Below are 14361 nucleotides of genomic sequence, written 5' to 3'. Positions count from 1 at the left end.
CCCGCCGTCCCCACCGAGACAAGCCGAGACCCTCATGACAAGTCTGACCAGCATCCTGCGCGGCAACGTCCGCCAGTACGGCATGATCATCGCCCTCGCGGCGATCATCGTGCTGTTCCAGCTCTCGACCAGCGGCGTCCTGCTCAAGCCGCTGAACGTGTCCAACCTCGTCGTCCAGAACGCCCAGATCCTGATCCTGGCGATCGGCATGGTCATCGTGATCGTGGCCCGCCACATCGACCTGTCGGTCGGGTCGGTGGCGGCGTTCGTGGGCGCCGTGGGCGCGATCCTGATGACCAAGCACGACGTCCCGTGGCCGCTGGCGGTGATCCTCTGCCTCGTGCTCGCCGCGCTGATCGGCGCCTGGCACGGCTTCTGGGTCGCGTACGTCGGCATCCCGGCGTTCATCGTGACCCTGGCCAGCATGCTGCTCTTCCGCGGCCTCACGCTGGTCGTGCTCAACGGCGCGACGGTCGGCGGCCTGCCCGAGGGCTTCAAGTCGATGGGCAACGGCTTCCTGCCCGAGATCGGCCCGGACACCGGCCTGCACAACCTCACCCTGGTCCTCGGGGTCGTCGTGGTCGCGGTCCTCGTGGTGCTCGACTACCGCAAGCGCCAGGCCGCCCTGACCTACAACTTCGAGGTCCTGCCGATGTGGATCTTCCTGGTCAAGCAGGTCGTCCTCGCCGCGGTCATCCTCGAGTTCTGCTACCTGCTCGCCGCCGCCCGCGGCCTGCCGATCGTCGGCGTCATCCTCTTCGCCCTGATCGGCCTCTACACCTTCATCATGAGCAAGACCGTGATCGGCCGTCACGTCTACGCCATCGGCGGCAACGTCGACGCCGCGACGATGTCGGGCGTCAACACCAAGCGCGTCGACTTCATGGTCATGGTGAACATGGGCATGCTCGCCGGGCTCGCCGGCCTGGTCACCACCGCCCGCCTCACGGCCGCCAACCCCAAGGCCGGCGTGAACTTCGAGCTGGACGCGATCGCGGCGTCCTTCATCGGCGGCGCGGCCGTCACCGGCGGCGTCGGCACCGTGATCGGCGCCATCATCGGTGGTCTCGTCATGGGTGTCCTCAACAACGGCATGTCCCTGCAGGGCGTCTCGATCGACTGGCAGCAGGCCATCAAGGGCCTGGTGCTGCTCGGCGCCGTCGCGTTCGACGTGTGGAACAAGAAGCGCACGGCCGGGGGCGGTGGGGCCGGGGCCGAGAAGCAGCAGGCCACGGCGCCACCACCGGACGAGCTGCTCGAGAAGCTCAACGCCGGTCCACCTGGCTCCAGCGGCTCCGCCCGCTAGCGGCACCCGAACGGAGGGCCGGTCGATGACCAGCGTCGCGCAGGTGGAGGAGCCGCTGCGCACGGGCGTGCGGATCGCCTCGCGGGACCTGGTCGTCGACCTGTCGCCGCGGGGCGCCCGCCTCGTCCGGATGTGGGCACGGACGTCGAGCGGCCGGTGGCGCGACGTGCTGAGCGGACCGGCGGACGACGAGGGCTACCTCGCCTCGCCGTCGTACGCCGGCGCCACCATCGGCCGCGTCGCCAACCGGATCGCCGGGGGGCGCCTGGACATCGACGGGACGGCGTACGAGCTGGACCGCAACGACGACGGGCGCACCCTGCACGGGGGCGGCGACGGCTTCGACCGCCGCACCTGGCAGGTCGTGTCGACGACGTCGGGATGTGCCGTGCTGCGCCTGGAGAGCCCCGACGGCGACCAGGGCTTCCCCGGCCGGGTGGTCGTCACCGCGCGGTTCGTGGTCGTCGGCGACCGGCTCGGCGTGCGCTTCCGCGCCACCACCGACCGGCCGACCTGCGTCGCCCTCACGGTGCACCCCTACCTCCACGTGGCCGACGACCCGGCCGACGCGCGGCTGTGGGTGCCGGCCGCGGCCTGGCTGCCGGCGGCCGGCAAGGTGCCGACGGGCGTGGTCGAGCCGCTCGACGGCCACCCCGCGGACCTGCGGCCCGGGCGCTCGCTGGCCGACCTCGTGGGGGCGACCGGCGGGGTCGACCACACCTACGCGGTCGACGGCACCGGCATGCGTCCCGTCGCGCGCCTGCGCGGCCGCGACGTCGAGGTGCGGATGTCCAGCGACCAGCCGGGGCTGCACGTCTACACCGCCCACGACCTGCCGGACACGGGCGGGGAGCCCGTCCGGGGCGTCGCCCTCGAGCCGGGGCTCTACCCCGACGCCGTGCACCACGAGACCTGGCGCTCGCCGGTCCTCCGCGCCCCGGAGGTCTACGTCTGGAACGCCATGCTGCGCGGCGGGCCGGCCCGCCCGCTGCAGCTCGTCTGAGCTGCCCGGTCAGACGGGCAGCCGGTCGGCGCGCGCCTCGACGAGGACCGTCGGGGCGGTGAGCCGCCACGCCTCGAAGGTCAGCTCGGCCAGCTCGTCGCGCTCGACGCCGTCGAGGTGGACGACGACCCAGCCGAAGGCGCCCGTCGTGAACTGCACCTCGAAGACGTCCGGGCGCTCGGCGACCAGGGCCAGCTGCTCGGCGAGCGTCTGCTTGAGCCCGACCGTGCGCGTCGGCTCCCAGACGTAGCCGAACGGACGCGTGGCCACCTCCAGCCGGAGGTAGCGGCCCCGGTCGGTCCGGGCCACCTCGGGCAGCTGACCGACGAGGTCGAGGAGGTCGGCGAGGGTGCTGGACACCGCCCCATCATGGCGATCCGGACCGACAGCGACCACTTCCACCTGTTTGGGTGAGGCGACACGCGAGGCCCCGGAGCGGCCGCGGCCATAGGTTCACGACGTGTCAGCGCCCCGCCCCGTCCGCGTCGTCGTCACCGACGACCACGAGGTCGCGGTCGCGGGCTTCCGGGCCCTCCTGGAGCGGCACCCGGAGCAGGTCGTCGTGGTCGATGTCCGGGTCGTGGGGGAGCGTGCCGCCGAGGTGATCCTCTTCGAGCCCGAGGGCCAGTCGGACGCCACGCGCCGGGCCCTGCGCGACCTGGTGCGCGACAGTGGCGCCCGCTCCTCGGCGTACACCTGGAACGACGCGCGGACCCAGCGCAACGGCCACTCCGGGGTCGGGCCCCGGGTGCCGCGGGTGCTGACCGCGGCCGAGCTGGTCGCGGCGATCGAGGCGGTCGCGGTCGACGAGCGGAGCCCGCTGGAGGACCTGGACGACCTGCGCGGCGACGAGCGCGAGCTGACCCCGCGCGAGGCCGAGATCCTCGGGCTGATCACGCGGGGCCTGACCAACACCGAGATCGCGACGGCGCTCTACCTCTCGATCAACTCGGTCAAGACCTACATCCGGTCGGGCTACCGCAAGATCGGCGTCTCGCGGCGCACCCAGGCGGTCGCCTGGGGGATGGCGCACGGGCTCGGCCCGGACTCCTGACCGCCCGGCTCCTGAGGGGCCCGACGCCTGAGTGAGCCGGCCACACCCCATCGGGCGGGGTGGGCCGCGGCGGTGGCGGGTACAACTGGAGGATGACGTCGACAGGCTGGACCCGGGGATGCTGACCCCCGCCGCGCGTGGCGCCCTGAGCGGCGCGGTGCTGGAGGTCCTGACCGGCGCCGCCGCCCCGGGGTCGCTGGGGCGCCCCACCGCCTCGGACCGCGAGGACGCCGCCCTGACCCTGTGGGTCCTGCACGAGCTGCACTACCGCGGCTTCGAGGACGTCGACGACGCCCTCGAGTGGTCGCCCGAGCTGCTGGCCGTCCGCGCCGACCTCGAGCGGGACCTCGAGGCCGAGCTGCGCCGTCGCTTCGCCGCGGCCCACGCCGGCGACGGGCTGCCCGGCGAGGACGCGGGCGGCTCCGGCGACGCCGACCTCGCGGACGGGTTCTTCGGCTTCGTCGCCGACCACGACGGGCCGTCGCTGGCCCGCTTCGTGCAGCGCGACGCCGACGCCGACCAGGTGCGCGAGCTCCTGCGGCTGCGCTCGATCTACCACCTCAAGGAGTCCGACCCGACCGCGTGGGTGCTGCCGCGGCTGCCCGGGTCGACCCAGGCCGCGCTGATGGAGCTGATGTTCGACGAGTACGGCGCCGGCGACCCGTCCCGGCACCACGCCGGGCTCTTCGCGCGCGGTCTCGCGGCCAGCGGTCTGGAGGCGGCGTACGGCGCGTACGCCGACGAGGCGCCGTACGAGATCCTCGAGCAGAACAACGCGATGACGATGTTCGGGCTGCAGCGCCGGCTCCGCGGGGCGGCGCTCGGCCACCTGGCGGCCTTCGAGGTCACCAGCTCCGGACCGTCGGCCCGGCTCGTCCAGGGACTCGACCGGCTCGGGTTCCCGGCCGAGATGTCCGGCTACTACCGCGAGCACGTGGAGGCCGACGCCGTGCACGAGCAGCTGGCCGTCCGGACGATCTGCGGCTCGCTCGTCGCCGACGACCCGGCGCTGCTGCCCGACGTCTTCTTCGGCGCCTACACCTGCCTCGACCTCGAGGACCGGCTCGCCGACACCCTGCTGGCGCGCTGGCAGGTCGAGCACCGGGCGGCCGTCGCGTGAGCGGGCCGACCGGTCACCCGGACGTCGTGCTCTGTCCCGGCGGGCCGATGCTGCTGCGCGGCGACCACGTCATCGAGGACGCCGACGGCGTTCGGCACGCCACCACCCGGCCGGTCTCCGCGGTCTGCCGCTGCCACCGCTCCTCCACGAAGCCGTGGTGCGACGGCAGCCACAAGCTGCTCCCGGAGAACCTCCGCCCCCGCTGACGCAGACCCGGCGGCTAGCGCGTGAGCCGGGCCAGCACGCCGCGCTCGAAGGTGCGGACCTCGACCACGCCCAGCCCGTCGTACGCCGCCACGAGGTGCTCGAGCTGCGCCACCTGCGCGGTGGTGCCGAGCTGGAGGACCGCCGAGCCGCCCGTCAGCAGGTGGCGACCGATCGCGGCCACGCACTCGCGCGCGACGGTGAGCCCGTCCACCCCGCCGTCGATGGCGAGCAGCGGGTCCTCGGGGAAGCGGCCGGTCTCGGCCGCCGGCACCCACGGCGGGTCAGCGACGACCGCCGCGAAGCGCTCGTCCTCGTGCAGGGCGGAGGCGATCGGGGCGCAGCGGGTCTCGACGCGGTCGCCGAGTCCGGCGGCCAGCGCGTTCTCCCGGGTGCGTTCGGCGGCGGCGGGGTTCACGTCCACGCAGACGAGGTCCCGGTCGGCGTCGAGCACGGCGAGCAGCCCGATGTGCCCGGCCCCCGAGCACAGCTCGAGCACCGGACCCGCGGGCGCGCCCGGCAGCAGCTCCGCGACCCAGGACGACTGCGCGGCGGTCCACGCCCGGGGCCGCAGGAGGCGGCTGTCGAAGGCGATCTCGAGCGGGCCGAACGGCAGGGTCTCGCGGGCGGGGACGGCGTCGTCGGTGCGGGTGGTCATGCAGTCCGGTACCCGTCCCCGGGGCGGGCACACCCCAACGGGCGGTGCTGTAGCGGGAGGCGGACGGGTACGCAGCGAGGACACCGACGAGAGGAGTGCACGATGAGCGACAACGGCATGCAGGGCAGGACGATCGCGTTCCTGGTGGCGACCGAGGGGATCGAGCAGATCGAGCTCACCGAGCCGTGGCAGGCGGTCGAGGAGGCCGGCGGCACGCCCGTGCTGATCAGCACCGAGACCGGCCGCGTGCAGGCCTTCGACCACCTCGACAAGGGCGACACGTTCGAGGTGGACCGGGTCGTCGACGACGTCACGGTGGAGGAGTACGACGGCCTCGTGCTGCCCGGCGGCGTCGCCAACCCCGACGTCCTGCGCACCAGCGCGCCCGCCGTCGACTTCGTGCGGGCCTTCGTGGAGTCGGGCAAGCCCGTCGCCGCGATCTGCCACGCGATCTGGACCCTGGTGGAGGCGGACGCCGTGAAGGGCCGCGAGCTGACGTCGTGGCCGAGCCTGCAGACCGACATCCGCAACGCGGGCGGCTCCTGGGTCGACCGCGAGGTCGTCGTGGACGGCAACCTCGTCACGAGCCGCAACCCCGACGACCTGCCGGCGTTCAACCGCGAGTTCGCGGCGCTGGTGGCCCGGGGTGCTGGGGACGCGTCGGCCTGAGGCCGACGGGCCGGGTCACGGCTCGAGCTGCCGGCTCCGGTCGGGCTCGAAGCCGTGGCCCATGCCCCAGACCACGGCCTGGGCGCGGGTGTTCACGCCGATCTTGCGGTAGGCCGTGCGGATGTAGGTCTTCACGGAGTTGATCGAGAGGTAGCTGCGCTCGGCGATGTCCTGGTTGCGCAGGCCCTGCACGATCAACGCGATCATCTCGGCCTCGCGTGCCGACAGACCGTGCTCGTCGCCGGGCCAGCGGCCGAAGGCCTCCGGGTCCGCGGCGGTGGCGCCCTCGGGCACCACGACCTCGCCCCGGCAGACCCGCTCGATGGAGGTCGCGAGGTCCTCGGCGTCGAGACCCTTGGAGAGGTAGCCCGCGGCCCCGCGGGCCAGGGCCTTCTCGACCAGCTCGGGGGCGACGTTCCAGGAGAAGACGACGAGCTTCGCGTCCCCGGAGCGCAGCTTCTCCACCTCGACCGCGTCGCCCTGGACCTGGCCGAAGGTGTCGTAGAGGACGATGTCGACGTCGCTCACCACGGGCATCTGGCTGTCGAGCTCCACCACGTGGATCCGGTCCGCGAACGGGTCGAGCGCAGCGGCTACCCCGCGGACCACGATCTCGTAGTCGTTGAGGACCGCGATGCGGATCCGTCCGTGCGTGTCGGGCATGGGCAGATTCTAGGTGGAGCGAGGCATGGGCGCCGTCATGGCCCACGATGCGCGGCGGACGGGTCCTCCCGAACGGACTGCGTAAGTCACGAGCCCGCACCCCGGGGGCCACGACGGCGTACCGCCATTGCACCTCGGCATCCCGGCGGCGGGACACACCCTGGAGGGTGGATTGGGCGGGCACGCCGAGGGGCACGGGACGGGGATCGGGTCCGACCAGGCACCCCCACCCCGGAGGCAGACATGAGCTCCCACGTCGACACCGTGGTCCTCGACCTCGACGGCACCCTCGTCGACTCGGTCTACGTCCACACGCTGGCCTGGAAGGCGGCCTTCCGCGACGTCGGCGTGGACGTGCCCGCGCACCGCATCCACCGCGGGATCGGCATGGGCGGCGACCGGCTGGTCGCCCACCTCACCAGCGACGCCGTCGAGGCCGCCGTCGGTGACACGGTCCGCGACCAGCACGCCCGGCACCTCGACGAGCGCTTCCACGAGATCGTGCCCACCGACGGTGCCGTCGAGCTGCTGGCGGGCCTCCGCGCCGCCGGCCTCGACGTCGTGCTCGCGAGCTCGGGGGGACGCGAGCTGACGCACCGCCTGCTCGACCTCGTCGACGGCGCCGACACGCTCGTCCACGAGGTCCTGACCGGCTCCGACGCCGACCGGAGCAAGCCGTCCGGTGAGCTGGTCGCGCGTGCCGTCGAGGCCGGAGGCGGCCGTGCCGTCGTCGTGGGCGACGCGGTCTGGGACGTCGCGGCCGCGCACGAGGCCGGCCTCCCGTGCTGGGGCCTGCTCTCGGGCGGCTTCTCGGAGGCGGAGCTGCGCGAGGCGGGGGCCGTCGCGGTCTTCGCCTCGGCCCGGGAGCTCGCCGACGGGCTCGACGCCGCGCTCGCGGATCTCGCCGCCACCGCCTGAGGCCAGCCGTACGCCGGGCGCCCGTCGCCTGCGCTACGTTGCCCGCACGGCGCCGCCCGCGCGCCGGCGGAGGTGGGGCGTCTCGTGACCACGGCGACCGTCGTCGGCAGCGGACCGAACGGCCTGGCCGCCGCGCTGACGCTGGCCGAGGCGGGGGTGCAGGTGCACGTCGTCGAGGCGGCCGACACCCTCGGGGGCGGGGTCCGCTCGGCCGAGCTCACGCTGCCCGGGCTCGTGCACGACGAGTGCTCCGGCTTCCACCCGCTCGCGGTCGGCACGGCGTTCGCCCGGGCCTTCGACCTGGCCGGAGCCGGCCTGACCTGGCGCTGGGCGCCGGTGGAGTTCTCGCACCCGCTGGACGGGGGCACCGGAGCCGCCCTGCGGCGCTCGGTCGAGGTCACGGCCGCGGGGCTCGGCACCGACGGCACGTCGTGGCAGCGGATGTTCGGCCCGCTGACCGACCGCTTCGACACGGTCGTCGAGGAGTTCGTGCAGCCGATGCTGCACGTCCCGCGGCACCCGTTCCACCTCGCCCGCTTCGGGGCGTACGCCGCCCTGCCGGCGCGCACGCTGGCGCGGAGGTGGGAGCACCCCGAGGCGCGGGCGCTCTTCGCCGGCGCCGCGGCACACGCGTTCCGACCGCTCGGCACGCCCTTCTCGTCGGCCGTCGGCGTCGCACTGGCGACCTCGGCGCACGCCTACGGCTGGCCGGTCGCCGAGGGCGGCTCGGCGGCCATCGCCCGCGCGGTCGTCGCGCTGGCCCGGCAGCGCGGCGTCACCTTCGAGACCGGTCGCCGCGTCGACCACCTCGCCGACCTCGACACCGACCTGGTCCTGCTCGACACCGCGCCGCGCGCCGCCGCCGACATCATCGGCGACCGGCTGCCGGCCGGGGTCGCCCGTGCCTACCGCCGCTACCGCCACGGGCCCGGCGCCTTCAAGGTCGACTATGCCGTCGAGGGCGGGGTCCCGTGGGCGCACGGGGAGTCCCGGCAGGCCGGGACCGTGCACGTCGGCGGCTCCTTCGAGGAGGTCGCCGCCGCCGAGAGGCAGGTGACCCGGGGCCGGATGCCCGAGCGGCCGTTCGTCCTCGTCGGGCAGCAGGGCGTGGCCGACCCGGGGCGGACGCGCGACGGCGTCCACCCCGTCTACACCTACGCCCACGTCCCCGCCGGCTTCACCGGCGACGCGACCACGGCGATCACCGCGCAGCTCGAGCGGTTCGCGCCCGGCTTCCGCGAGCGGGTGCTCGCGACGCACGTCCGGTCGACCGCGCGGATCGCGGCCGACAACGCCAACTTCGTCGGCGGCGACATCCTCACGGGCGCCAACGATCCGCTCCAGGTGGTGTTCCGCCCCCGGCTGGCCGCGGACCCCTACGCGACCGGCGTGCCCGGGGTCTTCCTCTGCTCCGCGGCGACGCCGCCGGGCGCCGGGGCGCACGGGATGTGCGGCTGGAACGCCGCGCGCGCGGCGCTGGCGCATCTCACCCGCTAGACCGACGCCCGCGCGGTGCATGACGGCGCGGTGGGCGGGTACGCCCAGAGGTCTAGGGGGAAACCAATGGAACCCATCCCGGAGACCGTCTGGGCGATCGAGGAGCTCGGGCCGTTCGTCCACGACGGCGACCTGCTCGAGGAGCTCACGGACCTCGGCGAGCGCGCTTCCGCCGTGGTGCCCGACATCGTCGGGCTGAGCATGGAGTCGGCCGAGCACGGCGTGACGTTCACCCTGCTCGCCTCCCACGCCCAGCGCGCGGTCTTCGACGCCCTCCAGCGCCCCTCCGGCTCCGGGTCCGACGCCGTGGCCGCCCCCGAGCCCAGCACCACCGACGACCTCCTCGACGAGGACTCCTGGCAGGAGCGTGCGCTGCTGAACGCCGCCCCCTGCGTGAAGAGCACCCTGACCATGCCGCTGGTCGACGGCGGTCGCGTCGCCGGCGCGATCAGCCTGTACGGCGCCTCGCGGCGTGCCTTCGCCGGCCACCACGAGGAGCTCGCCGAGGCGCTCGGCGCGTGGGTCGAGGGCGCCGTCACCAACGCCGACCTGCCCTTCGCCAGCCTGCGCGAGGCGCTCCGGGCGCCGCGCAAGCTGCGCTCCGCCTCCACGATCGACCGGGCCGCCGAGATCGTGTCGGCCGAGCAGCAGGTCTCGGTCCCGATGGCCCGCAACCGGATCCGCGAGGCCGCCGACCGCGCCGGCATCAGCGAGACCCAGCTCGCCGAGGCCGTCATCCGGCTGCGCAACCCCTGAGCCCGGCCGCGGCGTCGGTGCCGCGGGCTCAGGGCTCGAAGCGGTAACCGATCCCCGGCTCGGTGATCAGGTGCCGCGGGTGGGCGGGGTCCTCCTCGAGCTTCTTGCGGAGCGTGGCGACGTACGTGCGGAGGTAGTTCGTCTCCCGCTCGTAGCCCGGCCCCCACACCTCGTGCAGCAGGTCGGCGCGCGCCACCAGCCGGCCGGGTGCGCGGAGCAGCACCTCGAGCAGCCCCCACTCGTGCGGGGTCAGCCGGACCGGCGCCCCGTCGCGGGTGGCGCGCCGCTCGCCGACGTCGATGCGGAGCGATCCGGTCTCGAGGACGGGCACGTCCACGTCGGCCCGTCGCCCGGCGGCCCGGACCCGCGCCAGCAGCTCCTCCATGCCGAAGGGCTTGGTGACGTAGTCGTCTGCCCCGTCGTCCAGCGCCCCGACCTTGTCGGACGACTCGGCGCGGGCGGACAGCACGATCACGGGCAGCCGGGTCCACGCGCGCAGGGAGCGCAGCACCTCGACGCCGGACAGGTCCGGCAGCCCGAGGTCGAGGACCACCAGGTCGGGGTCGTCCTCGCGGCAGGCCTGCAGCGCCGTGCGGCCGTCGGCGGCCGTGAGCGCGGTGTGGCCCTCGGCGCGCAGCGCGATGGCGAGCGTGCGCCGCAGGACCGGGTCGTCCTCGACGACCAGGACCCTCATCGGTCGACCGCCGGGGCCGGGCCGGCCGGGCCGGCCGGGGCCGCCGCGAGCTCGACGACGGCGGTCAGCCCGCCCCCGGGCGTCTCCTCGACGTGGAGCGTGCCGCCCTGCGCCTCGACCAGGCCGCGGGCGACCGCCAGCCCGAGCCCGACGCCCTCGCCCCGGTGCTGGTCGCCGAGACGGAGGAACGGCTCGAAGATGTGGGCCCGCTGGTCGGGCGGGACCCCGGGGCCGTGGTCGACGACGTCGATCCGGACCCGGCCCGCGTCGGTCGCGGCGGTCACCTCGACCGCCGTCGCGGAGTGCCGCAGGGCGTTGCCGAGCAGGTTGGCCAGCACCCGCTCCAGCAGGGCGACGTCGGCCACGACGGCTGGCAGCGGCCCGGCGACGTGCACCCGGCGCCGTGCGTCGGCGTCGACGCCGGCCAGCGCGGCCTCGACGACGTCGTCCGGGACCGCGGCGGTGAGCAGCGGCACCACGGCGCCGGTCTGCAGGCGGCTCATGTCGAGCAGGTCCGCGACGATCGTGGTCAGCCGGCCGACCGACTCCTCGATCGCGGTGAGCAGCTCGCGGCGCTCCTCGGCGGGCAGCCGCGCGTCGTGGTGGCGCAGCGTCTCCGCCGCCGCGCGGATCCCGGCGAGGGGGGTGCGCAGGTCGTGCGAGACGGCCGCGAGCAGCGCGGTGCGGGTCCGGTTGCCGGCCTCGAGCGAGCGGGCGGCGGCGGTCTGCCGGGCCAGCTCCTCGCGCTGCCCGAGCACGCCCACGTGCGACGCGAAGGCCGCGAGCACCCGCCGCTCGGCCGGCGCCAGGCTGACGCCGCGGAGCACCAGGAGCGTCCGGGCGGCCGCGGGCACGGCGGTGTCGCCCGCCGGCACCGCCGTGTCGTACGGCGCCAGCTCGGCCGCCCGCGCACCGAAGGTGTCCCGGGCCAGGGCGAGCAGCTCGGGCTCGGCGTACTCCCCGCCGAGCACCCGGCGGTTCAGCATCGCCAGCGTGTCGGCCTCGGCGCGGGCGCGGCCGGCCTGGTGGCGGCGCCGGGCGGCGGAGTCGACCACGGAGGCGACCGAGGCCGAGACCGCCGCGAAGAGCATAAGCGTCAGGACGTTGAGCCCGCTCTCGACCGCGAGCGTGTGGAAGGGCGCGGTGAAGAAGTAGTTCAGCGACAGGGTGCCGAGCAGCGAGGCGCCCAGCGCCGGCCAGCGCCCCCCGACCAGGGCGCAGGCGACCGCCAGCGCCAGGAACAGCATCGCCTCGAAGGTCGGCGCGGCGCCCTGGTGCAGCGGGACCAGCACGGCGGTCAGCAGGCCGGTCCCGACGACGGCGAGCGACCAGCCGGCGTACACCCGGGTCCGGGTCAGGGACCCCGCTCCCGCGTCGGGAAGGACCGTCACCCCGCCATCATCCGACATGGACGTGCGGTCGCCGCGCGCGGTCGGGCTCGGCGCGGCGGAGCACCTCCCGGGTGACCGGCGCGACCTCGCCCTGCCCGAAGAGCAGGAAGCGGAGCAGCTGGGCGAGGGGGCTGCCCTCGGTCCACTCGAAGTAGATGTGCGGCTGGGCGCCGGACAGGTCGCGGACCTCCAGCAGCAGCGCGGCCAGCGCGGTCGGCACCGACGAGGACTCGAGCGTGATCACCCGGAAGCGGTCGTGCAGCACCTCGCCATGCACCACCAGCGGTGCCTCGAAGTCGCTCGGGTCGGTGACGGTCACCTCGACGAAGATGACGTCCGGGTCGTGGGGGAGGTCGTGGTCGCGCCGGATCTGGCGGATCTTGTCGTCGTACTCCTGCGGGTCGCGGTCGTCGGCCTCGTTGGCGACCAGCCGGATCGTGCGGCGCGCGCAGTCGCGGACGAACACCTGCGTGGTGGCGTCCAGCTCGACCGTGCTGACCCGGAGCTCGAAGGCCCGGCGCAGCCGCGACGCGATCGAGACGGCGATGATCGCGCCGATGAAGCAGAGCCCGATCTTCAGCCCGTCGGGGCGCTCCACCACGTTGTCGACCGTCGTGTAGACGAAGACCGCGGTGATCAGCGCGAATGCCACCGTCAGCCGGCGCTGCCCCGCGCGGCGGGCCGCCAGCGTGACCGCGACGCCGGCGCTGGTGAAGAGGACCAGCACCCCGGTCGCGTAGGCACCGCCCTGCGCGTCGACGTCGGCGTCGAAGATCCAGGTGATGAGGAAGGCCGTGAAGGTCAGCACCAGGACGAGCGGCCGCACGGCGCGGGCCCAGTTCGGCGCCATGCCGTAGCGCGGCAGGTAGCGCGGGATCAGGTTGAGCAGCCCGGCCATCGCCGAGGCACCGGCGAACCACAGGATGGCGATGGTGGAGGCGTCGTACGTCGTCCCGAAGGCGTTGCCGAGGTACTCGTGCGCCAGGTAGGCCAGGGCGCGGCCGTTCGCCGGGCCGCCGTCCTGGAACGCCGCCTCCGGGATCAGCAGCGTGGTGGCGAACGAGCTGGTGACGAGGAAGCAGCTCATGATCACCGCCGCGGTGGTGAGCAGCCGCTTGGTGTCGCGGATCCGCCCGGCGGGGTTGCTCGCGGTGTCGCTGGCGTCGCCGCGCACGTGCGGCATCACCGCGACGCCGGTCTCGAAGCCGGACATGCCGAGCGCGAGCTTGGGGAAGACCAGCAGCGCGATCGCGACCATCGCGAGCGGGTCGCCGTGCTGCCGGGTGAGCGCGTCGGTCCAGTCGGTGACGACGGCGGGGTGGGTGGCGACGTGCGCGAGGGCCACGCCGATCACCACGACGTTGAGCGCGAGGTAGACCACGACGAGCGCGACCGCGACGCCCATCGCCTCGCCGAAGCCGCGCAGGAAGACGCCGCCGAGCAGCGCGAGCAGGACCAGCGTGATGACGAGCTGGTGGCCGTCGAGGACGCTGTTGAGGTTCGGGTTCTCGATCAGGTGGGCGCTCGCGTCGGCGGCCGAGAGCGTCATCGTGATGATGAAGTCGGTGGCCGCGAAGCCGAGCAGGACGAGCACGAACAGCTTGCCCTTCCAGAACCCCATCAGCCGCTCGAGCATGGCGATGGAGCCCTCGCCGTGCGGGGACTCCTCGGCGACGCGGCGGTAGACCGGCAGCGCGCCGAGCAGCGTCAGCAGCACCAGCACGATCGTGGCCAGCGGGCTGAGCAGGCCGGCGGCCAGCGCCGCGATGCCGGGCTGGTAGCCGAGCGTGGAGAAGTAGTCGACGCCGGTCAGGCACATCACCCGCCACCAGCTGTGGCCCTCCTCGGCGGGCGCCGGTGTCGTGCGGGGGTCAGGGCGGGCGTCGGTGCGGGCGTCCGGACGCACGAGGGCGCTCATCGACGGACCTCCGTCGCGAGCAGGGCGACGCCGGCCAGCACCGTGAGGCGGACCGCGTCGGCGCTGCCGGACAGCGCGAGCCGGCCGTCGTCGTGGGCGACGAACCCCGTCGCCACCAACCAGGCGACGCCGGCGACCGTGAGCGCGGGCAGCGGGCGCTGGCCCACGCTGCAGGCGCCGACGAGCAGCGCGAGCAGAGCCACCTGGACGGTCGGTGACGCGTGCGCGGCTCGGCCGACGTCGACCGCGGCGAGCCCGCCCCACAGGGCGACGAACAGGCGGTACGGCGGCGCGGTCAGCACCTGGGTGCGGAGGGTGTCGTGGTGGGGGCGGCGGAGGTCGACGTGGAGGCTCACCCGGCCAGCGTCGGGCGGTCCCGACCCGCGCCGGCGTTCCTTGACGGAATCCTGACGGGCGGCGATCTAGTGCATCGGCACCAGACGAGTTCGCACCTCGGGCCCATCTCGCCGGGCCCGACCGCGGGCAGAGTGGTGGGCACACCCCGACCGT

Annotated in this window: 16 protein-coding genes; 9 read left to right on the top strand and 7 right to left on the bottom strand. The window is 74.5% G+C overall.

Annotation, left to right across the window (positions count from 1 at the left end; genetic code table 11):
• The first annotated feature begins 34 nt into the window (after window positions 1-34).
• Together mmsB and H5V45_RS10685 are read left to right on the top strand one after the other, a co-directional pair.
• Window positions 35-1306 carry a multiple monosaccharide ABC transporter permease gene (mmsB, locus tag H5V45_RS10690; protein WP_185252912.1) on the top strand — a complete coding sequence of 424 codons (1272 nt, stop codon included), beginning with the start codon at window positions 35-37 and terminating at the stop codon, window positions 1304-1306.
• A 25-nt stretch (window positions 1307-1331) separates the two neighbouring features.
• On the top strand, window positions 1332-2309 hold the full coding sequence (locus H5V45_RS10685) for an aldose epimerase family protein (RefSeq protein WP_185252911.1): 978 nt from the start codon (window positions 1332-1334) through the stop codon (window positions 2307-2309).
• A 9-nt stretch (window positions 2310-2318) separates the two neighbouring features.
• Here H5V45_RS10685 and H5V45_RS10680 read toward each other — a convergent pair whose 3' ends face one another.
• Window positions 2319-2669, bottom strand: coding sequence for an MmcQ/YjbR family DNA-binding protein (locus H5V45_RS10680; protein WP_185252910.1), 351 nt, complete (start codon window positions 2667-2669; stop codon window positions 2319-2321).
• 100 nt (window positions 2670-2769) lie between these two features.
• Between H5V45_RS10680 and H5V45_RS22665 the strand changes: the two genes are divergently transcribed.
• From H5V45_RS22665 to H5V45_RS10665, 3 genes are all read left to right on the top strand, one after another.
• Window positions 2770-3363 (top strand): LuxR C-terminal-related transcriptional regulator, encoded by a 594-nt coding sequence (locus H5V45_RS22665; protein WP_185252909.1) that lies wholly within the window; start codon window positions 2770-2772, stop codon window positions 3361-3363.
• Window positions 3364-3481: 118 nt separating this feature from the next.
• Complete coding sequence (locus H5V45_RS10670; RefSeq protein ID WP_185252908.1) at window positions 3482-4483, top strand: iron-containing redox enzyme family protein; 1002 nt, start codon at window positions 3482-3484, stop codon at window positions 4481-4483.
• Window positions 4480-4689, top strand: coding sequence for a CDGSH iron-sulfur domain-containing protein (locus H5V45_RS10665; protein ID WP_343061507.1), 210 nt, complete (start codon window positions 4480-4482; stop codon window positions 4687-4689). Before H5V45_RS10670 ends, H5V45_RS10665 begins: the two co-directional genes overlap by 4 nt.
• 14 nt (window positions 4690-4703) lie before the next feature.
• Here H5V45_RS10665 and H5V45_RS10660 read toward each other — a convergent pair whose 3' ends face one another.
• Window positions 4704-5345: a methyltransferase domain-containing protein gene (locus tag H5V45_RS10660; protein ID WP_185252907.1), complete on the bottom strand. Its 642-nt coding sequence runs from the start codon at window positions 5343-5345 to the stop codon at window positions 4704-4706.
• 102 nt (window positions 5346-5447) lie between these two features.
• On the opposite strand from H5V45_RS10660, the gene H5V45_RS10655 reads away from it, so the two are divergent.
• A complete protein-coding gene (locus H5V45_RS10655) occupies window positions 5448-6014 on the top strand; it encodes a type 1 glutamine amidotransferase domain-containing protein (protein ID WP_185252906.1) in 567 nt (188 codons plus the stop codon).
• 15 nt (window positions 6015-6029) lie between these two features.
• Here the strand turns inward: H5V45_RS10655 and H5V45_RS10650 are convergent, their stop codons facing one another.
• Window positions 6030-6677 carry a response regulator transcription factor gene (locus H5V45_RS10650; protein ID WP_185252905.1) on the bottom strand — a complete coding sequence of 216 codons (648 nt, stop codon included), beginning with the start codon at window positions 6675-6677 and terminating at the stop codon, window positions 6030-6032.
• A gap of 243 nt (window positions 6678-6920) precedes the next feature.
• On the opposite strand from H5V45_RS10650, the gene H5V45_RS10645 reads away from it, so the two are divergent.
• The 3 genes from H5V45_RS10645 (at window position 6921) to H5V45_RS10635 (ending at window position 9848) form a co-directional block, all read left to right on the top strand.
• Window positions 6921-7595 (top strand): HAD family hydrolase, encoded by a 675-nt coding sequence (locus H5V45_RS10645; RefSeq protein WP_185252904.1) that lies wholly within the window; start codon window positions 6921-6923, stop codon window positions 7593-7595.
• A gap of 84 nt (window positions 7596-7679) precedes the next feature.
• Entirely contained in the window at window positions 7680-9092 is a 1413-nt protein-coding gene (locus H5V45_RS10640) for an NAD(P)-binding protein (protein ID WP_185252903.1), read from the top strand.
• Window positions 9093-9158: 66 nt separating this feature from the next.
• The gene (locus tag H5V45_RS10635) at window positions 9159-9848 is read left to right on the top strand and encodes a GAF domain-containing protein (RefSeq protein ID WP_185252902.1); all 690 of its coding nucleotides are present in this window, start codon (window positions 9159-9161) and stop codon (window positions 9846-9848) included.
• 28 nt (window positions 9849-9876) lie between these two features.
• On the opposite strand, the gene H5V45_RS10630 is transcribed toward H5V45_RS10635, so the two are convergent.
• The 4 genes from H5V45_RS10630 to H5V45_RS10615 are packed head-to-tail and all read right to left on the bottom strand — an operon-like array spanning window position 9877 to window position 14207.
• A complete protein-coding gene (locus H5V45_RS10630; protein ID WP_185252901.1) occupies window positions 9877-10542 on the bottom strand; it encodes a response regulator in 666 nt (221 codons plus the stop codon).
• Window positions 10539-11933 carry an ATP-binding protein gene (locus tag H5V45_RS10625; RefSeq protein ID WP_185252900.1) on the bottom strand — a complete coding sequence of 465 codons (1395 nt, stop codon included), beginning with the start codon at window positions 11931-11933 and terminating at the stop codon, window positions 10539-10541. The genes H5V45_RS10630 and H5V45_RS10625 overlap by 4 nt, the downstream gene beginning before the upstream one ends.
• Before the next feature lie 7 nt (window positions 11934-11940).
• Complete coding sequence (locus tag H5V45_RS10620) at window positions 11941-13851, bottom strand: APC family permease (protein WP_343061506.1); 1911 nt, start codon at window positions 13849-13851, stop codon at window positions 11941-11943.
• Window positions 13848-14207 carry a hypothetical protein gene (locus H5V45_RS10615; RefSeq protein WP_185252899.1) on the bottom strand — a complete coding sequence of 120 codons (360 nt, stop codon included), beginning with the start codon at window positions 14205-14207 and terminating at the stop codon, window positions 13848-13850. The genes H5V45_RS10620 and H5V45_RS10615 overlap by 4 nt, the downstream gene beginning before the upstream one ends.
• Window positions 14208-14361: the final 154 nt, after the last annotated feature.

This window comes from Nocardioides luti, from assembly GCF_014212315.1.
Classification (GTDB): domain Bacteria; phylum Actinomycetota; class Actinomycetes; order Propionibacteriales; family Nocardioidaceae; genus Nocardioides; species Nocardioides luti.
Note: the sequence above shows the minus strand (reverse complement) of the source record. Positions and strands in the feature narration are given on the sequence as shown.